The sequence below is a fragment of the Shewanella sediminis HAW-EB3 genome, from assembly GCF_000018025.1.
Classification (GTDB): Bacteria; Pseudomonadota; Gammaproteobacteria; order Enterobacterales; family Shewanellaceae; genus Shewanella; species Shewanella sediminis.
This window is the reverse complement of record NC_009831.1, coordinates 3,443,123-3,463,453: the sequence shown is the minus strand read 5'-3', so window position 1 is coordinate 3,463,453 and position 20,331 is coordinate 3,443,123. Positions and strand designations below refer to the sequence as shown.

At 45.1% G+C, this 20,331-nt stretch carries 16 protein-coding genes; 14 read left to right on the top strand and 2 right to left on the bottom strand.

All coding sequences use genetic code 11. From position 1 onward, the window contains the following. Nucleotides 1-529: 529 nt before the first annotated feature. Nucleotides 530-3,151: a TonB-dependent receptor plug domain-containing protein gene (locus tag SSED_RS14945; protein WP_012143198.1), complete on the top strand. Its 2,622-nt coding sequence runs from the start codon at nucleotides 530-532 to the stop codon at nucleotides 3,149-3,151. Nucleotides 3,152-3,303: 152 nt separating this feature from the next. On the opposite strand, the gene SSED_RS14940 is transcribed toward SSED_RS14945, so the two are convergent. Next, nucleotides 3,304-3,660: a TraR/DksA family transcriptional regulator gene (locus tag SSED_RS14940; RefSeq protein WP_012143197.1), complete on the bottom strand. Its 357-nt coding sequence runs from the start codon at nucleotides 3,658-3,660 to the stop codon at nucleotides 3,304-3,306. Nucleotides 3,661-3,877: 217 nt separating this feature from the next. Beyond that, entirely contained in the window at nucleotides 3,878-4,804 is a 927-nt protein-coding gene (gene dusC, locus SSED_RS14935; protein ID WP_012143196.1) for a tRNA dihydrouridine(16) synthase DusC, read from the bottom strand. Nucleotides 4,805-5,375: 571 nt separating this feature from the next. Between dusC and SSED_RS14930 the strand changes: the two genes are divergently transcribed. From SSED_RS14930 to SSED_RS14870, 13 genes are all read left to right on the top strand, one after another. Then, a complete protein-coding gene (locus SSED_RS14930) occupies nucleotides 5,376-5,921 on the top strand; it encodes an HvfA family oxazolone/thioamide-modified RiPP metallophore (RefSeq protein WP_012143195.1) in 546 nt (181 codons plus the stop codon). 173 nt (nucleotides 5,922-6,094) lie between these two features. Further along, the gene (locus SSED_RS14925; RefSeq protein WP_012143194.1) at nucleotides 6,095-6,931 is read left to right on the top strand and encodes an HvfB family MNIO-type RiPP peptide maturase; all 837 of its coding nucleotides are present in this window, start codon (nucleotides 6,095-6,097) and stop codon (nucleotides 6,929-6,931) included. Further along, entirely contained in the window at nucleotides 6,931-7,674 is a 744-nt protein-coding gene (locus tag SSED_RS14920; RefSeq protein ID WP_012143193.1) for an HvfC family RiPP maturation protein, read from the top strand. Before SSED_RS14925 ends, SSED_RS14920 begins: the two co-directional genes overlap by 1 nt. Before the next feature lie 885 nt (nucleotides 7,675-8,559). Further along, complete coding sequence (locus SSED_RS14915; protein WP_041421720.1) at nucleotides 8,560-8,928, top strand: YbaN family protein; 369 nt, start codon at nucleotides 8,560-8,562, stop codon at nucleotides 8,926-8,928. Nucleotides 8,929-9,146: 218 nt separating this feature from the next. Further along, entirely contained in the window at nucleotides 9,147-9,698 is a 552-nt protein-coding gene (gene apt, locus SSED_RS14910; RefSeq protein WP_086022469.1) for an adenine phosphoribosyltransferase, read from the top strand. A gap of 109 nt (nucleotides 9,699-9,807) precedes the next feature. Further along, a complete protein-coding gene (dnaX, locus tag SSED_RS14905) occupies nucleotides 9,808-12,675 on the top strand; it encodes a DNA polymerase III subunit gamma/tau (RefSeq protein WP_012143189.1) in 2,868 nt (955 codons plus the stop codon). Between the two features lie 84 nt (nucleotides 12,676-12,759). Next, nucleotides 12,760-13,089, top strand: a complete 330-nt coding sequence (locus SSED_RS14900; RefSeq protein ID WP_012143188.1) for a YbaB/EbfC family nucleoid-associated protein — start codon at nucleotides 12,760-12,762, stop codon at nucleotides 13,087-13,089. Between the two features lie 12 nt (nucleotides 13,090-13,101). Further along, nucleotides 13,102-13,701, top strand: a complete 600-nt coding sequence (gene recR / locus SSED_RS14895; protein ID WP_012143187.1) for a recombination mediator RecR — start codon at nucleotides 13,102-13,104, stop codon at nucleotides 13,699-13,701. 196 nt (nucleotides 13,702-13,897) lie between these two features. After that, nucleotides 13,898-15,814 carry a molecular chaperone HtpG gene (gene htpG, locus SSED_RS14890; protein ID WP_012143186.1) on the top strand — a complete coding sequence of 639 codons (1,917 nt, stop codon included), beginning with the start codon at nucleotides 13,898-13,900 and terminating at the stop codon, nucleotides 15,812-15,814. 123 nt (nucleotides 15,815-15,937) lie between these two features. After that, on the top strand, nucleotides 15,938-16,783 hold the full coding sequence (locus tag SSED_RS14885) for a co-chaperone YbbN (protein WP_012143185.1): 846 nt from the start codon (nucleotides 15,938-15,940) through the stop codon (nucleotides 16,781-16,783). Between the two features lie 198 nt (nucleotides 16,784-16,981). Continuing rightward, the gene (gene adk / locus SSED_RS14880) at nucleotides 16,982-17,626 is read left to right on the top strand and encodes an adenylate kinase (RefSeq protein WP_012143184.1); all 645 of its coding nucleotides are present in this window, start codon (nucleotides 16,982-16,984) and stop codon (nucleotides 17,624-17,626) included. Nucleotides 17,627-17,816: 190 nt separating this feature from the next. Then, nucleotides 17,817-18,812, top strand: a complete 996-nt coding sequence (gene hemH / locus SSED_RS14875; protein WP_150104432.1) for a ferrochelatase — start codon at nucleotides 17,817-17,819, stop codon at nucleotides 18,810-18,812. Between the two features lie 176 nt (nucleotides 18,813-18,988). Next, nucleotides 18,989-20,293: an inosine/guanosine kinase gene (locus SSED_RS14870; RefSeq protein WP_012143182.1), complete on the top strand. Its 1,305-nt coding sequence runs from the start codon at nucleotides 18,989-18,991 to the stop codon at nucleotides 20,291-20,293. Nucleotides 20,294-20,331 lie beyond the last annotated feature (38 nt).

Below are 20,331 nucleotides of genomic sequence, written 5' to 3'. Positions count from 1 at the left end.
ACAGTTAGTGAAATAACGTTTTATTCTGCCTATTAATGATTTCTCATTGTTTTATTTCTCCATAAGGCATTAGTTTGTTTGTATTTGATTTTTTCTTGTGTTTATTGTCGATATATATATCGCGAAGATCTGGTTGATGTAAGCCATTCATTGTTTAACATGTAAATCAAAGCGGATTGGGGTTAACTTTTTTGCCACAACTGTAACCGAGTGTAATATCTGTAAGTGTTTTGTGCTTTATTGTTCTTGATTATTGTGGAACTTAGGTTTGTTATTTTAAGTTGTTGGTTTTGCTTGCTTTATCCGGTCACGCTGGTTGTGGGGGTTCTCCAGTTTTATATTTGTTTGTATCAAATGTTTTCACTAAGGTTGTTTAATTGTGAACTCTGTTGACTTGCTTAGCATATTTAAACAATATTTATAGGGAGCTAGTTAACCTTTGGTTTAAAACCAATAAAAATAAAATAATAACTATTAATAAATTGTTGCCCACTTGTTTTATGGAGTGTTCGATAATAAGGGAGAAAATATGAACTCTTTGACCTTAACAGCAAAAGCCGTACGCACGAGTTTAATCGCTGCAGCTGCAACCAGTGTTGCTTTCTCAGGATTTGCGTTTGCTGAGGAGCAGAGCGATGGCGCTAAAGTTGAAAGAATTGAAGTAACAGGTTCTCGAATCCAAAGAACGGATATGGAAACGGCAAGTCCGGTTACTGTAATCGATGCCAGCGCAATTAAAGCGGCCGGTGCAACTTCAATCGATGAAGTCCTGCAAAAGATGACCGCCACTGGCGGCGCGATGACTAATCCTGGTATCAATAACGGCTCTCAAGGTAATGCCTCTATCAATTTAAGGGGTTTAGGTTCTCAGCGAACCTTAGTATTAGTCAACAACCGCCGTATGGTTAATTCAGGTACCGGTGCGGCTTCTACAGTCGATTTGAATACTATTCCCGTATCTATGATTAAACGTATCGAAGTACTGAAAGATGGTGCTTCATCTGTATATGGGTCCGATGCTGTAGCTGGTGTTGTGAACATCATCCTTAAAGATGACTTCGAAGGTTTAGAGGCTAATGTGCAAACAGGTGTTTCCGGTCAGGGAGACGCAAGTGAAACCAGCTTCGACCTAACCATGGGGGGAAGCTTTGATCGCGGAAATGTCGTTATGGGCCTGCAGTACATGGACCGTGGCGAAGCGAGCATGGCTGACCGCGATGCCACACAGTGTGACTATGCCGAGCGTGTCGGTGCCGATGGTAATTTAGAGCTGTATTGTGGCGGTAGTTCATATACCCCAGGTGGTCATATTTGGGGACCTGATGGACGTGATTCTTTACAAGGTAGTCTTGATGGAACTTGGCATGAATTTACCGACGATGATAAGTATAATTACAATGCGTCGAGTTACTTATATACACCAATGCAGCGTCTTAACCTGACTGCATTAGGTAACTTTGAACTTACTGATTCGATTAATCTGTTCAGTGAAGCTATGTACTCTAAGCGCTGGTCTGAACAGCAGATGGCACCTCAGCCGATATGGACTGACACATTTACATATACAGAGGCCATGGGAGATAGCCTATTAGAGCACGGCTACGAATATGGTGACGAATTGGACTATGGTCGTCGTATGGCCGATGTCGGAAATCGTGAGTTTTCTCAGGTTGTAGACACGGTTCGAGTAGTCGTTGGACTGGACGGCTTGTTGGATAATGGTTGGGCATGGGATACCTCTGTTAACTACGGGCGAAATGATTCGGTAGACCGTCTGGCAAACCTTATCAATATGGGCTCTGTTAATACAGGTATTGAAGAGGGGACGTTTAATCCACTGGATCAAGCTTCCTGGTCGCAAGAAAATATGAATGAGTATCTGTATACCGAGCTAAATTCCGGTGGTAGTGAGATGTTTATCGTATCTGCTAACCTTTCTGGCGAGGCCTTAGAGTTACCTGCTGGCTATCTGGGGTTCGCAACCGGACTAGAGCGTAGAACAGAAAAAGCCTGGTTTATCCCTGACTCTTTAACATCTCAAGGTATGGCTAATGACCCCAAGGTCGAGCCAACAGGTGGAGAGTATGATGTTACTGAAGCATATTTAGAGTTAGCGATTCCATTATTGTCAGGCGTATTTTTAGCCGAGCAAGTTGATTTGAGTGCCGCAGTTAGATATTTTGATTACAGTACTTTTGGCAGTGATAGCACCTGGAAGCTGGGTTTGACTTGGCGCATGACTGATGACTTTATGCTTCGTAGTGTAGCTTCAACGGCATTTAGAGCACCGTCAGTCGATGAGTTATACTCAGGTAAGTCCCCGTCGTTCGATCAGGTGGAGCATCCAGTCGGTCAAGATCAAGCGGAAGTGACACGCGGTGGTAACCCAAATCTGACACCTGAAGAAGCTGAAACCTTTACTGCAGGTTTTGTCTATTCACCTTCATGGTTTGATGGTTTCTCGGTAACAGCAGATTACTATGATATCTCGATAACCAACTCAATTGCCTTGGTTGATTCGCAGTACATTGTTGACCAGTGTATGGATGCACAGGGTAACCCAATTAATACAGAAACAAGTCTGTGTCAGTCTGCCGATATCAAGATGGGCGGTGGTAATCGCATCATATTTAACAACCAGCTACAGAACATTGGTGCTGAAAACACTTCAGGTATCGACATTAATTTAGCTTATGCCTTCGATGCTGTTGGACTTGCATGGACAACAAGTTTAGATTCGACTATTTTGCTCGAGAACGAATCTATTATCTTAGGTGAGTCAATAGATTATGCGGGCCTTATCACGTCAGGTAGTGGCGGTTTTGCCAAGTATAAAACTAATTTTGACTTAGGTGTGGAAGGGGATAGTTGGGGAGCACACTATCAGGCACGATATATCTCCGGAATGGATAGTTATGCGTGTCAAAGTGAGCCATCTTCTTGTTATGCACCATCGACAGATAGCATTATCTATCACGATGTTTCAGCTACTTACTTCCTTCCTCAAGGATGGACGCTGTCAGCTGGCGTAAATAACTTACTCGACGAAGAGGCACCATATTACACAGGTAATAACGATGCCAACACAGATCCCTACACTTATGATACGTTAGGACGTTACTTCTACTTGCAAGCGAGTGTAAAATTATAATCGAGCTCGTTACCAGATAAAAAGTCGGCTTAAACGCCGACTTTTTTGTGCAGCAATTATAAAGGAAGGTAACTTGCTATAACGATTAATTGTTTGCACACGTAAGGGCAACGATAGTTCAAAGGCAAAAAGAAAGTTCTTACTCGATGTGATTAATGTGTCAGCCTAAGCTCTTGTCTATGCTCGTGCTCATATTGTTCGGCGCAATTAGCACACCTTTGCTCTATTGGATCCAGAGTTAAACGTTCAGACTCGATCTCACTTTCGCAATCAGAGCATAAACCATATACACCAATATCGAGTTGGCAGATGGCTGCATCCAGTTTCGTCAATTTTGAAAATAGCGGATGATCACATAGGCCGGCTTTGGTCAGTACCTCAATAATTTCGCAAAGAGAGGATGTTTCAGCTTCCAGAGATACTTGATTGATTTCTGCAAGCGCACCGATCTCTTTCCTGAGATGTGTTTCGAGCTGCGACAATTCATGTCTGATATGGGATATGCTCACGAAAATATGCCTAGTTATTGACTTACGGACATTAAGTCTAAACAGGTGAGGCTGTTTGACTATGACTAAGATCAAGACTCAGTCATATTTTCTCCATGAAAATCCCATATCAGCACAGATCTGACCTCTCAGGTTGGGATAATTTGTCCTATATCAAAGAATAAGCGAACAAAATTCCCACACCAGCTGACAAGATAGAATCGAATGATTTCTATACTTAGGCTTTTAATGCCACTAAAATGTCGGCCGTTTGTTTCATGACTCTAACCTGTCTGAACAGGAGGTCGGCTTCTTCATACTGGAGGACAATAAACCTAAGCCACTGTTTGATTCGTGCCGGGTAGTATTTCTCTTTAGCACTGACGATCTCATATTCAGAATATTGAAGCAGCAGTTGCTTAACTTCATCCCATGGCATGGCATCTTGTGTTCCTTTTAAGACATGAGCAAGGTTGGGAACGGCTAATGCTCCGCGACCCACCATGACATCATTGCAGCCACTGACAACTTGACACCTTTGGTAATCCTCTCGGTTCCAGACTTCGCCGTTGGCAATAACAGGGATAGAGATAGCCTCTTTGATCTGATTTATATATTCCCAGTGAGCGGGGGGTCTATAGCCTTCCTCTTTAGTGCGGGCATGTACCGTCAGTTCAGTGGCTCCGGCGGCTTCAATTGCCTGTGCAATTTCGACACATCGACTCTTATCATCCCAGCCTAATCTTATTTTGGCTGATACGGGGTGATTACTGGGGACAGCCTCTCTCACTGAATGAGTTACACGGTAGATAGTATCAGGCTCTTTTAGCAGCGCTGCACCACCATTACTGCGATTGACCATTGGGGCCGGGCAGCCAAAATTTAGATCGACACCACGAGAGCCCAGCTCTACTGCCCTAAGGGCATTTTCGGCCATCCAGCTGGGGTGTTGCCCTAATAGTTGCAGTCGTACAGGGGTTCCCGCTTGGGTTTGACTGTTATTGGCTAGTTCGGCGCATAATCGATAAAAAACCTTTTCAGGCAGTAGCTGATCTACGACGCGAATAAATTCACTGATGACCATATCGTATCCACCAACACTAGTGAGTAGCGAACGCATCGGTGCATCGGCAACCCCTTCCATCGGAGCAAGTATTACGCGCATTGTATGACTCTTTCTATGATTAACAACTTTATAAAGGGGGCCGATTCTCTTACGGATAGTACACAACAGGTTGCAGTCGACAGCTTCTGTAGACCTTTTCCTACTGACACCTGGAGTCTGAGTGCCTTCCGGCTATTCGAAAGCCGGCTATTTAAGCTCAGAAACATAACGCCCCAACAAACGGGCGAGCATTCTACCCTAAGCGTGCTGGCGATACAAAACTCACCTTCAGGAGTATTTTACCTTCCTACTTCTGCGTTGACTGACTTTCAAAGGGGTCAGCACTCCTCATCAATTCACCTTGAATTAGTTTGCCCAAAAAATACTGAGCAACTCACTTTCTTATATCGATTTGTATTAAGAGATAAATCTCAGGGGATGTTTTCGTAAAACGATGCTTTGTTAGGCAAAGCCCAAAAGTTGCGCTTATGCTAATAATGCGTCATAAATGTGATCCCGGTAAAACTTTTGAAATAAATTTGCGGTGTGTCGGGTCTATTAATGCGAGCCAGCTAACAACATTTTGGTTGGTAACCCAAATCTAATATTTTTAATTTGAAAGGAAGACATTATGAATTTAGTTAAAAAGACCGCTGTTGCTGCTGCCTTAGGCACTGTTGTTATCGGTTCAGCTTTTGCTGCTGAGGTCCAGGCTAACCCATTCGGTTATAGTCAAATGGAAGCGGGTTACCAGCTTGTAGATGGCGAAGGCAAGTGTGGTGGCGATATGAAGAAAGGGAAAGAGGGTAAGTGCGGTGAAGGCAAATGCGGCGAAGGCATGAAGAAAGGTAAGGAAGGTAAGTGTGGCGAAGGTATGGCCAAGGGAAAAGAGGGCAAGTGTGGTGAAGGTAAATGCGGCGAAGGCATGAAGAAAGGCAAGGAAGGTAAGTGCGGCGAAGGCATGGCCAAGGGAAAAGAGGGCAAGTGTGGTGAAGGTAAATGCGGCGAAGGGATGAAGAAAGGTAAGGAAGGCAAGTGCGGTGAAGGCATGGCCAAGGGGAAAGAGGGCAAGTGTGGTGAAGGTAAATGTGGCGAAGGGATGAAGAAAGGAAAAGAGGGTAAGTGCGGCGAAGGGATGAAGAAAGGTAAAGAGGGCAAGTGCGGCGGAGATATGTAGCCTTATCTGAATATCATTTATTAAGCACTCTCGTGTCATATTCGATTGATGGTGAGTTCTGTTGAGATAATTAAGGCTGGTTTTAACCGGCCTTAATTATCTTTAAACGGGTATATGTGTTTATCTTTTTTAATTTGAGTCATGAGTTAAATGTTCATAAATTGGGAGAAGCTATGAGTGAGCAAGCCAAAGTCGGCCTTGGTCTTAGACGTGAAATGTTAGATGAGTTTTGCGACTCGACTCCTGATGCTATCGATTTTTTTGAGGTGGCTCCCGAAAACTGGATGACTCTGGGTGGAAAATTTGGACGCCAATTTAAGCAACTGACCGAGAGAAAGCCTTTTTTTTGTCATGGCTTATCATTGTCTATCGGAGGACCGTCCCCTCTCGATATCCAGTTTGTTAAAGATATAAAAGCTTTTATGGATCTGCATAATATCTCAACTTATTCAGAGCACTTAAGTTATTGTTCTGGCACTGGCCATATGTATGATCTCATGCCCATCCCCTTCACGCAGGAGGCGGTCATGCATGTTGTAAAGAGGGTCAAGCAGGTTGAAGATATTCTTGAACGGCCATTGATTCTCGAAAATGTCTCTTTTTATGCGGCTCCGGGAGCCGAGATGACAGAGTTTGAATTTGTTAACGCTGTGCTAAGTGAAGCAGATTGTAGGCTCTTACTCGATGTGAACAATATCTATGTTAATTCGGTTAACCATCATTATGATGCCAGTCAGTTTTTAGGATCTATGCCGACCGAGCGTATTGCTTATCTGCATATTGCCGGCCATTACGAAGAAGCTGAAGATCTTATCGTCGATACCCACGGAGCCGATATCATCTCGCCCGTGTGGCAATTACTCCGGGAGTGCTATGAAATCCATGGGGTGCATCCGACCCTCTTGGAGAGAGACTTCAATATCCCCCCAACCTCTGAATTACTAAATGAAATCGATCAGATCCATGAATATCAGCATGCCGTTCCGAGCCTGCTCTCGAGGAGCGCATAATGAGTTTTACCAAGGTTCAGCAATCATTTATCGATTATATCAAAGAGCCTTCACGCCAGCTTCCCATTGGCACTGAATCAAGAAGGATGAAGATATATAGAGATCTGTTTTTCAATAATATCGATAGTTTTATTTCCAGTGGTTTTCCCGTACTGAAGAGCTTATATTCTCAGGATGCCTGGCAGGCTTTGGTACAGGATTTCTTTGTTACTCATGATTGCCAATCACCCATCTTCATCGATATTGCTAAAGAATTCGTTATTTTTCTTCAGTCGGAATATGAGTTAAAAGCACATGATCCCGGTTTTTTGCTCGAACTCGCCCATTATGAATACATGGAGTTGGTTATCTCTGTTGCTAAAGATAATCCATCCCAAGGGCAAATTACGGGAAATGTCGCTGCTGAGTGTCTTTGTCTGTCCGACACCGCTAAAGTTCTGCAGTACTCCTATGATGTTGAACATATATCTGAGCACTACCAACCCCAATCGCCGACTCCGACACCACAGTATTTCTGTTTATATCGTGACAGTGAAGATGAGGTCGTATTTTTAAGACTTAACCCGCTGGCAGCTCAGGTATTAGGGTACTTATCTCAATCTGAAAATGTCACCTTCGATACGCTGGTGGCTTGGTTATTTTCAACATACCCGGATATGGAAGAAAATATACTCATTAAGGGATGCCGGGAGATGATAGAGGGCTTGGCGCATAAGGGGGCGATTAAAGAGGATAAGCGATAACTCTTGGCATAGGAAACATTAGCACTGGTAATAATAGTATTGGCAATAATAGCTGGGGAAATAGTTGAAATAGCCTTTCTATCCGACTGACATCACTCTATAATGGCGCGAAAAATTGATCTAGATCAATAAAGTCGTCCCTGAATTTGAGTGAGGAAGTATGAGCCAGCCTTTTAAAGATCCATTTAACATCGTTTATTTTATTGGTTTTATTCTAGTTTTATTATTACCGACCTTGCCTGCGACCCTATCCTGGTTAAAGTTGACCGACATACTCTAATCTTGTGTTATATCCGGTTTATCCGAATCGCAGTGTCAAGGATGACAAAGCGTTCTTGTCTTGTACCTCTGAACTTAGATTTATCTTGTGGTGACTTGTGTGGTGACTTGCCTTAGTTAGAAAAATTGACACGATTTAAGCTGTTACTCCCATCAATCATATCAAGCCTATAATACCAGTTGCATTAAATAATTAACCAATTCAGAGCCCCTCAGGATTTTCAATTCAAGGCGCATTGATGAGGAAATGGTTATTCCCTTTTAAGTCAATGTAAAGCAGAAGTGGGAAGCCTGAGAGACTCACGTAGTGCGAGCTTCAAAGCCCTTTATGCTGCACTGGATGCTTTCGATATAGAATAACTATTAGCTTCAATCATCCTACTTGCCTACAGAGCTTTGAAATCTCGCTGAATGGTCAGGTACTTAATGCAATTGGTATAAATTATCTACTCGTCATCTATTCCCTTATACTATGTTGGAATGCTATGAAGGTAAGAAATGCTTATCTCAGCCGTAGACAGTAATTTTTAGATCGCCTTTTTCGGGTATTCACCCATGAAGCATTCGGGTATTATGGCTGTTCATTATCGTTTTCAGAGGAATAAAATGGCGTTAAAGCGTGGGGTATATTTAATCTGTGGATTGTGCAGTTTAGCCTTGGGTCTACTTGGGATCCCTCTGCCTATCTTGCCAACCGTCCCCTTTATTCTCCTGGCCGCTTTCTGCTTCGCTCGTTCGAGTGATAGCTTATATCAATGGTTAATGGAGCATCCCTGGTTTTCTGATGCACTCAAACATTGGGAAAGTGAACGTGCGATCCGCAAAGGTCTTAAAAGAAAAGCTTACATTGTCAGTGGGCTCAGTTTTGCGTTGAGCATTGCAATTGTCCCTCTTGTTTGGGTTAAATTTATGCTGGTTTTCTTTGCCATTGCTCTTGGGGTATATCTTAGAAATATCCCGGAGTTAGAGGATTAACACTGTGTCTAAAACCGTCTATATGCGCTTTTTGTTAGCCTAATTATCTCCATGGAACTTGCCGAAATTTACCTATAAAAATTGTCAAAGTGTGACTTTATCCCTCCATTCTTGTTGGTATTAGCTACAGAGTTTGTTGCAACTCATGGTAAAGCGGCTTAAGCTTTACCCCGATTTTTTTACAAGTCAGCTCATAGAGCGGGCGAAACCAAAAGATGATATCGATGAATAACGACACCTTAGCAGTGATAAAACAGAGCATAAAAACCATTCCAGATTATCCAAAACCTGGGATCCTTTTTCGAGATGTGACAAGTTTGCTGGAAGATCATACCGCTTATAAGGCGACAATGGATATCTTGGTTGAGAAGTATAAGGACCAAGGTTTCACTAAGGTTGTCGGTACTGAAGCGCGTGGTTTTCTATTTGGTGCGCCTTTAGCCCTCGAACTCGGTCTGGGTTTTGTTCCTGTTCGTAAACCAGGTAAATTGCCTCGCGAAACGATTTCAGAAAGCTATGAGCTTGAATATGGGCACGATGTATTAGAGATCCATGTCGATGCTATCAATGAAAATGATAAAGTGCTTGTTATCGATGATCTGCTTGCGACAGGTGGTACAATCGAAGCCACTGTTAAATTGATCAGAAACTTAGGTGGTAAGGTAAACCACGCCGCATTCGTTATCTCTTTGCCCGATCTCGGCGGTGAGAAACGCCTTCAAGCGATGGATCTTGAGCTCGTTAAACTGTGTGAGTTTGACGGCGAATAATCATCCGTAAAAATGTTCCTCGGTAGCGAGTTTTTGCATGGCATGTTATTGTGCCGTTATCCGAGGAGCATGCTCCCGAAATTGATAAAGTGACACTTTGGGGAGTTCCATGTCATATCAGGTGTTGGCCAGAAAATGGCGCCCTGCTACATTCGAGCAAATGGTTGGCCAGTCGCATGTTTTGCATGCTTTAACCAATGCTCTTTCTCAGCAAAGATTACATCATGCCTATCTCTTCTCCGGTACCCGTGGTGTAGGCAAAACAAGTTTAGCCCGTCTGTTTGCGAAAGGACTGAATTGTGAGAAGGGAGTTACCGCTTCTCCATGTGGTCAATGTTCCAGTTGTATCGAGATCTCTGAGGGGCGTTTTGTCGACCTCATTGAGGTTGATGCGGCCTCGAGAACCAAAGTCGATGATACACGTGAACTATTAGATAACGTTCAGTACCGACCCAGTCGAGGACGTTACAAGGTTTATCTTATCGATGAAGTTCACATGCTCTCCAGAAGCAGTTTTAATGCCCTGTTAAAGACGCTTGAAGAACCTCCCGAGCATGTTAAGTTCCTGCTGGCTACCACTGATCCACAACGACTTCCGGTCACCGTGTTGTCTCGCTGTCTGCAATTTAACTTAAAGAGCTTAACGCTGGAAGAGATAGAACAGCAGTTAACTCATGTGCTTTCTCAAGAGCAATTGAGCTTTGAACCACAAGCACTGAAATTATTAGCAAAATCTGCCAATGGCAGTATGCGTGATGCACTTAGCCTGACCGATCAGGCGATTGCCTTTGGTGCGGGCCAAGTCATGCTTACTCAAGTACAAACCATGTTGGGTAGCATCGATGAGCATCACGTTATTACCTTGCTTAATGCTTTGATTCAAGGTGATATTGAAAATCTGATGCAGGTAACTGCTAAGGTTCTCTCCTTTGGGGCTGATCCACAGGAAGTGCTTCGAAGTTTACTTGAGCTGTTACACCAAATTACGCTAAGCCAGTTTGCGCCGGCCGCGGCTCAACTGTCAATTTACAGTGAACAGATCACCGCATTTGCCGAGCAGATAAGTCCCGAGCAGATCCAACTCTATTATCAACTGTTACTGACCGGGCGCAAAGATCTTCCCCATGCGCCAGATCCAAAATCCGGACTCGAGATGGCCTTGCTAAGAGCCGTGACCTTTGTACCGGAAGTGCCGGTCAAGCGATGGTCGGTAGCAGAACCGGCGACCATCACTGTACCTGAAGTGAAGTCTGTATCTCAGCTGGAACGGGATAATGTTAATTCGAACGCTCACCCTCCAAAAGAGCAGTCTTCAGTAGCTGGCTCTTCAGCAGATCAGTCTTTGGTAGATAGCTCATCAAACAGTGGCTCTTCAGAAGATAGTCCGGCAGCATCGCAGGAGTCTAGCGATGATGATTCAGACTTACTCAACAGCTTAAACAGTGAGCAAGCCCTGATATTGAGCCAGGCTTCTAGTCAGGGAATGGAGCAGGGCGCAGCGGTAGAGTCACCGGTCGAAGCCGTTGCAGTGCAAGGTGTAGCGTCAGAAGTGCCTAAGATTGTTGAAACACAATTTGTTAAGGCTGAGCCTGTTGAGACAGAAGCTGCTGTAAACGATGCTCCTGCGGTCGAGACTCTTGTGGTTGATCCTGGCGCAAATATAGAGCGCAAAGACGAAGAGCCGCAGTCTCAGCAGCTTAAGCCCTCAGTTACAGACAAGCAATCAGATGATACCAGGCAAACAGAGGCTCAGGTGACACCGGAAAGTGTGACAGAGCAAAGCATACCAGAGTTAAGTGTATCGTCGCCGAACTCTATGCCCGACGAATATTACGCCGCGCAAGATGCTCAATTTGATGCACAAACTGACGCCTATGATGATCATCCACAGCAGATGGATGAATATCTTCCTTTCGACTCTTTAGCACAGGGAAACCCCGGAGCAAGCGACAGTGAGCTAAATCAGGGGAATAGCGCTGCCGTTACATCACCCGCACCGGACGTTGCTGAAGATGATATTTTAGATGCCGTCCTGGCCGCCCGGGACTCATTGTTAACAGAATTGGTTGAGAGTGAACCTAAGGAGAGTGGTGGAAAAAAGCCTGAAGCGGAACGCCAGAGCTTTGTGCCACCGTCTCGAAAACCAGCTCTTAGTGAGTCCGAGTCCAATGCTGTCGATGAGGGCGTACATGAACTGGGTGACCAAGTGGAAACTCAGGAGCATGAGGGAGCCGATAGTCAGATTGAAGACAGGCCTCCATGGGAGGAGCAAGAATCGTCAGTTTCATTGAGTGGTGAGTCATCAAAGGCTGCCGAGGAGATGCTTGATACATCGGTTCATGATGCCGTTAAGGGTGAGGAGAGTCACGTAGAGCAAGTCGCGGGGGCTCACAGCCAAACTCAAGCTCAGGCTCAAAGTCATGCATCGACGGCGGTCTTAAATCACAGTGAGTCATCAGTTAGTGCCGAGCAGATCCCCGCTAAAGTGGTTGTATCAGGTAGTGGTGAAATCACCGGCCACGATATCGACCTTAAATGGTATCGTTTGATGTCGGCACTGGATGTGGGCGGAAGGGTCAGGCAACTCGCGGTCAATTCCGTTTGCCATGAGTTTATTGCTCCCATGTCATTGCTATTGAAGCCCAATCAAAAGCATTTAGCTGCTGATGTCGCCATAGTTCAGTTAGAAGAAGCCTTAAGCCGTGCACTCGGAAACGAAACCAAGGTGGCGATTGAAGTGGGTGTCGATGATGTGCGTGAGACACCATTAGAGATACGTCAGCGTTTTCACAGAGAGCTGCTTGCCGAGGCCCAACAAGGCTTGATGAGTGATAGCAATATCCAATGGCTGATGAGTCAGATGGAGGCTGAATTTGAAAATGATAGTTTAAGTTACAACCCCGAATTGTTGAGTTTAAAAGGAAATACCATTGAGCTTATCGATAAGTCGAACTTTAAGACGCTAACTCAGTCATAACTTTGTACGACTTTAATTGATTCTCAGTATTATTTTAGTAAGATGAGCCAACTTTAATCGACCCTTAATTGAAGAGAAATAGATATGTTTGGAAAAGGCGGTATGGGTAACCTGATGAAACAGGCCCAGCAGATGCAAGATAAAATGGCCAAGGTGCAGGAAGAGATCGCACGTATGGAAGTTACCGGTGAAGCCGGTGCTGGTCTTGTTAAAGTGACAATGACAGGTTCTCACAGTGTACGTAAAGTGGATATCGATCCAAGCCTGTTAGAAGACGATAAAGAGATGTTAGAAGATTTGATCGCAGCAGCTTGTAATGACGCTGCTCGTCGTGTCGAGGAGAATCAGAAAGAGAGAATGGCTGAAGTGACTGGAGGCATGCAGTTGCCACCAGGCATGAAGATGCCGTTTTAATCCGGATAAAAAATGAAATTTAGCCCCCTTGTCGATGAACTGATCCAGTCATTGAAATGTCTTCCCGGAGTGGGTCCCAAGTCAGCACAGCGCATGGCGTTTCAGTTATTGGAACGTGATCGTAAGGCCGGACAGACTCTGGCACAGGCTTTAGCTTCAGCGATGAGCGATGTAGGGCATTGTCGCTCTTGTCGTACTTTTACCGAAGAGAGCCATTGCCCGATTTGTGCCAGTAATAAACGGGGACAGTCTGAGCAGATCTGTGTCGTGGAGACGCCTGCAGACGTGTTAGCAATCGAAGCGGGCGGTCATTTCAGTGGTCGATATTTTGTCCTGTTGGGCCATCTGTCGCCACTCGATGGTGTCGGGCCTGAAGAGTTAGGGTTATCCCTGCTCGAAGAGCACCTTTGTTCCGGTGGGGTTTCAGAGCTTATCTTAGCGACGAATCCAACGGTTGAGGGGGATGCCACGGCTCACTTTATCGCAGATATGGCTAAAGTTCACAATGTCTCTGTGAGCCGAATCGCACATGGTGTGCCCGTTGGGGGCGAGCTTGAGTACGTGGATAGTACGACACTGGCACTCTCTTTTAATGGACGTCTGCCAATTTAACGTGCAACGCATGCCAGTGCCTGACGGCGCTGAAACCGAATCGAATACCAGTGTTTGTTATGCAGACGCTGGTTTTTTTGTTTTGTCGGTGGAGATTATTGAAATTCCCGATAGATTTCCCTTGAAAAGCAAAATTCCAGCCCCATCTCTACTTGCATAAAGAAAAACGCTTTGTGAAATACAGAAGGAATAATCCATGTCACAACAAGAAACTCACGGCTTTCAAACTGAAGTCAAGCAACTCCTGAACTTGATGATCCACTCTTTGTACTCAAATAAAGAGATTTTCTTGCGTGAATTGGTATCTAACGCAGCCGATGCGTCAGACAAGCTGCGTTATGAGGCACTGACTAACGATGCTCTCTATGAAGGTGATGGTGAGCTGCGCGTTCGCATCAGTACCAATAAAGAGAAAGGCACAGTAACGATTGAAGATAATGGTATCGGTATGACCCGCGATACTGTTATTGAGCACTTAGGTACCATTGCAAAGTCAGGCACGGCAGATTTCTTTAAAAACTTATCAGGCGATGAGTCAAAAGATTCACAACTTATCGGTCAATTTGGTGTTGGTTTCTACTCTTCATTTATTGTGGCCGATAAGGTTACGGTTCGTACCCGTGCCGCCGGACATGGCAGTGATGAAGGGGTGCAGTGGGAATCGGCTGGTGAAGGCGACTTTACCGTCGACACCATAGTTAAAGAGACTCGTGGTACAGAGATCGTACTGCACCTTCGTGAAGAAGAGAAAGAGTTTGCCGACGATTATCGTCTTCGTTCAATCATTACTAAGTATTCAGATCATATCTCTGTTCCCGTTGAAATGTGGGAAGAGGGCACACCTGCCATTGAGGCGACTGAAGAGCAAGAAGCGGTTGCAGCGACGGATGGCCAATGGCAATCGATGAACAAGGCAACTGCACTTTGGACACGTAACAAGAGTGATGTGTCTAAAGAGGAGTATGAAGAGTTCTATAAACATATCTCACATGACTTTACCGATCCGCTACTGTGGAGCCACAACCGTGTAGAAGGTAAGCAAGAGTACACCAGCTTGCTTTATATCCCTTCGAAGGCTCCGTGGGATATGTGGAACCGTGATCGTAAGCATGGTTTGAAGTTATTTGTTCAGCGCGTGTTTGTAATGGATGATGCCGAGCAGTTTATGCCTAGCTATCTTCGATTCGTTCAGGGTCTTATCGACTCTAACGATCTGCCGTTAAACGTATCGCGTGAGATTTTACAGGACAACAAGGTCACGACGGCACTTCGCACGGCAGTGACTAAGCGTGTGCTTGGCATGTTAGAGAAACTGGCAAAGAATGATGCTGAGAAATATCAGACGTTCTGGGCTGAATTTGGTCAGGTACTAAAAGAGGGACCTGCCGAAGATATGGTGAACAAGGAGCGTATTGCTGGCTTGTTGCGTTTCGCATCGACCCACACTGAAGATGCTGCTCCTACGGTATCGCTTGCCGATTACGTGAGCCGTATGCAGGAAGGTCAGAGCAAGATCTATTATATCGTTGCCGACAGTCATGAGGCTGCTGCAAACAGCCCGCACTTAGAACTTCTTCGCAAGAAAGGCATCGAAGTTGTATTGATGTCAGAGCGTATCGATGAGTGGTTGATCAATCACCTGACAGATTTTGATGGTAAACAGCTTCACTCTGTGACACGTGGCGATCTTGAGCTTGGCGATCTCGAGGACGCTGGCGAGAAAGAGGCGCAAGAGAAGCTTGAAACTGAATCTGAAGGTTTAGTTAAGCGAATTAAAGATTCTCTGGGTGAGAAAGTGTCGGCTGTTAAAGTGACCACTCGTCTGACCGATACGCCTGCCTGTGTCGTTGCCGGTGAAGGTGAGATGTCTACTCAGATGATTAAGTTGATGGAGGCTGCGGGTCAAGCTGTTCCTGAAAGCAAACCAACATTTGAAATTAATCCAGAGCATCCACTGGTTGCTCGTCTTAACGACGAGCAAGATGAAGCGTTATTTGCTCAGTGGAGTGATTTGCTACTTCAGCAAGCACAGCTCTCTGAAAAAGGCAGCTTAGCTGACCCTTCGGCCTTCATTAAGCTGATGAATGAGATGCTGTTAGCTAAACTTAAATAGTACAAATTAGCAGCAATGTGAGGCAGGACGTCTGATACCTGAGTGTACATGGACAAGGTTCTGCCTCTTTTTTATACCTGAAGTGAACATCGTGGTTTATTAAGGCTCATCTCAAGGATCGTTATGGAAACCGTTTTGGAACTGACTAAAGAGAATATTCAGCAGATAGTAGATGTTTCAATGAAGCAGCTGGTTGTCTTATCTTTTTGGTCTCAACAGAGCCCTGAAAGTGTCGCCCTGTGTCAGACATTGACATCGATGGCACAGAAGCAATCCGGGCGTTTTGTTTTGGCGAAGGTCGATTGCGATAAAGAGATGGAGATCGCTAACTATTTTCAAATTCAAAATGTCCCAACCACGCTTGTTCTGAGCGAAGGAAAGCCTATCGATGGATTTGCAGGAAGCCAGGATGAGGGGCAAATATCGGCTATGCTCGACAAGCACCTGCCTGCCCAGTGGGAGTTGCAACTAAATCAGGCGAAGAACCATCTTGCTTTGCACGAGTTTGAACCTGCGCTGGTATTGTTAAAACAGGCGTTTGCTGAGTCACCCAATGCTGAAGTGGCTCTGGTTTATGCCGATGCGCAACTGATGGCCGGAGATCTTGTTACAGCGACCCAGCTCTTGGATAGTGTCGGGCTTGCCGATCAGGACAGTTATTATCAAAGTTTAAAAGCTAAACTTGCGCTTGCATTGGATGCGGCCGATACACCAGAGATAAGACAGTTACAGCAAGCTTTCGACAGCGAACCATCAAATATCGCAGTCTTGATGGAGCTGGTAAAAGCACTGCATCAGGCCAAACGAAACGAAGAAGCGTTGGGGCTGTTATTTACGCCGTTATCGAAAGATATCACAATTGAAAATGGTGATGCCAAAAAGCTGTTTTTGGAGATATTGACTGCGTTAGGCCAGGGGAATGCACTAGCCAACCAATATAGACGAAAATTGTACAGTTTACTTTATTAGGTCATGTTTGCTGTTTTAGTACAAAAGATCGACATAATTGCCGGTTAGTCATTTTATCGGTAAAAAATTCTTGTCTATCAGGCTAAAGTCTAACTAAATCCAGCCTAAAACTCATTCAAAACCCTTCAAAAGGGCGGCCAATTGTGCGAAGATCGCCGCCCAATGATAAAAACTATGTGAAATAAGAGGACTCTCGAGATGCGCATCATGTTATTAGGTGCCCCAGGTGCCGGTAAAGGTACCCAGGCCCAGTTCATCATGGAAAAGTACGGTATCCCGCAAATTTCAACAGGTGATATGTTACGTGCAGCGGTTAAAGCTGGCACACCTCTTGGTTTAGAAGCTAAGAAAGTGATGGATGCAGGCCAGTTGGTCTCAGATGAGCTGATCATTGGGTTAGTAAAAGAGCGTGTAGCTCAAGATGATTGTGCGAAAGGTTTCCTGCTTGACGGTTTTCCGCGTACGATCCCACAGGCCGATGCGATGGCTTCGAGTGGGATCAGTATCGACCATGTCGTTGAGATCGACGTACCCGATGAAGAGATCGTTAAACGCATGGGTGGCCGCCGTGTTCACCCAGGTTCTGGTCGTGTTTATCATATCGTTTTCAATCAACCAAAAGTTGAAGGAAAGGATGATGTGACAGGCGAAGAGTTGGCTATTCGTCCTGATGACGAAGAGAGCACAGTTCGTAAGCGTCTGGCTATTTACCACGAGCAGACTAAGCCACTCGTTGAATATTATGGCAAGGTTGCGGCAGCGGGTCACTCTACATACAGCAAGTTTGACGGCACTCAGAGTGTTGCTGCTGTGAGTGAGCAGATTGTTACAGCGTTAAGCTAACTTCAATCCAATCGCTTGAGTCAAAGCCATGACTAAATGAGCTAGTTCTCATATTTTAAAAAGCTCACTTAAGTGGGCTTTTTTTATGGGGTTTTGGATGCTAGCCTAGATTTTTTCGCTGCTACTGGTCGTTCCAGCCGGTAGAAGAATTAACTATTAAGTACAATTGGTATTTTAAATGAATTCAATGATGAGCGAGACACCCCCGGCATTTGGTGTACTTTTGGTGAATTTGGGGACCCCCGATTCTCCAAGTGCGAGTGACGTTAAGCGTTTTCTTAAGCAGTTTCTAAGCGATCCCCGTGTTGTTGATCTGAATCCATTGATTTGGAAACCGATCTTAAATGGCATCATTTTAAATACTCGTCCCGCTAAAGTCGCAAAATTATATCAAGCTATCTGGTCCGATGAAGGCTCTCCGTTAATGGTGGTCAGCCAACGACAACGAGAGAAGGTCGCCAGCTTATTGCAAGAGCAGCTTGGGCAAGCGATCCCTGTGGAGCTGGGGATGAGTTATGGTAATCCATCTTTGGCTTCCGGTTTAGAAAAACTGAAGCAACAAGGTGTCAAACGGATTGTCGTACTGCCACTTTATCCGCAATATTCATGTTCGACCGTCGCACCGGTTTTTGACGCCATTGCGGCCGAGTTCAAAGGTTGGAGGGATATTCCCGAGACCCGGTTTAATAAAGAGTACTATCAAGATCCCACTTATATTGAGGCGTTGGCTTCCTCTGTGAAGTCTCACTGGAATGAACATGGTCAGGCCGATGTTCTATTGATGTCCTTTCATGGCGTGCCGGTAAGATATGTTAATGAAGGGGACCCTTATCAAGCGCAGTGCCAGGCTACGGCGCTCTTGCTTGCTCAGGCCTTAGGATTGAAGGATGAACAGTGGAAGCTCTGTTTTCAGTCACAGTTTGGAAAGGAGGAGTGGTTAACGCCCTATACTGATAAGTTATTGGAGTCACTCCCTGAGAAAGGCGTGAAATCAGTCGATATTATGTGTCCTGCATTCGCAGCCGATTGTTTAGAAACCCTCGAAGAGATCTCCATCGGTGGTAAAGAGAGCTTTATCGAATCGGGTGGTGAAAGCTATCGTTTTATTCCCTGCCTTAATGACAATGAGCCTCACATTGAATTGTTGGCTAAGCTGGTCACTGAGCAAGCAGCTCAATGGGTTTGAGCTTAATTTAAAAAACTTGACCTGCTTACTGGTGAAATTCACTGTGTATGTTAGGATCTGCCGCCATTTATATTGGCCTTCAGCACGCCGAGGGTCAATATAGTGGTTGTGTTGCCTTTTAGGCCTAGGCTCACATTAAGCCAATATCCCTTGTTGCCAAATAGCGAGATCATAAAATGAAGTTTCCAGGTCAGCGAAAGTCCAAGCACTATTTCCCCGTAAAAAATCGTGACCCATTATTGGCGCAAATGACGCAGCAGCCTCAACGCTTTCCAACATACATAACCGGTATCGATCAGACTTTGGTGGATATCGAAGCTAAAGTCGGTGATGAACTTCTTGAGCGGTATGCGTTGCCTAAAGGTAACTCTACACTTATCGATGATGAAAAAGCCCATGCACTCTATTCAGAGCTGAAAACCAATAAACTGGTCAGCGATGAGTTTGCCGGCGGTACCATAGGCAATACGGTCCATAATTACTCGATTCTTGCCGATGACAGATCTGTGCTATTTGGTGTTATGAGCAATAATATTGAGGTAGGCAGTTATGCCTACCGCTATCTGTGTAATACCTCTTCAAAAGTCGATCTTAACTATCTCCAGCCTGTTAATGGGCCTATAGGACGTTGTTTCACCCTTATCTCAGAATGTGGTGAGCGTACCTTTGCTATCAGTAAAGGGTCTATGGATAAGCTGACACCTGAATATATCGATAAAGATATCGTTCAGGGGGCATCGGCCTTGATATTAACGGCATACTTAATGAGAGCCAGTGATGGCGATCAGATAACTGATGCGGCGCTTAAGGCCATCGAATATGCAAAAGAGGCGGGTGTACCGGTTGTATTAACCTTAGGGACACGATTCCTGATCGAAGAAGACCCTAGCTGGTGGAAGTCGTTTATCAAAGATAATGTCACCATCTTAGCGATGAATGAAGATGAAGGGGAAGCCTTGACCGGTTTCAAAGATCCGTTACAGGCCAGTGAAGCGGCGCTTGAGTTGTGTGATCTGGTGTTAACTACGGCTGGCCCTCTCGGACTTTATATGGCGGGCTATACGGAGGACTCGGAGAAGAGAGAGACCAGTCATACACTTTTGCCGGGTATGATCCCTGAGTTTAACCGTTACGAGTTCTCTCGTCCCAAGTTAAAATCTGCCTGTGATACACCGATTAAAGTCTATGCTCATATCTCTCCTTACATGGGAGGGCCTGAGAAGATCCGTAATACCAATGGTGCCGGTGATGGCGCACTCGCGGCTTTACTGCATGACTTGGCGTCTAATACGTTCCATAAAGCCAATGTCCCGGGTTCAAGCAAGCATATGCGTGATGGCCTGTGTTACTCCTCGTTTTCTCAAGTTTGTAAATATGCTAACCGTGTGGCGTACGAAGTGCTGGCTCAACATAGCCCTCGTCTGTCCCGCGGCCTGCCCGAGCGTGAAGATAGCTTAGAAGAAGCTTACTGGGAGAGATAAGGCCGGAGTCACTGACTCAACTTAAATATATTTTGCAG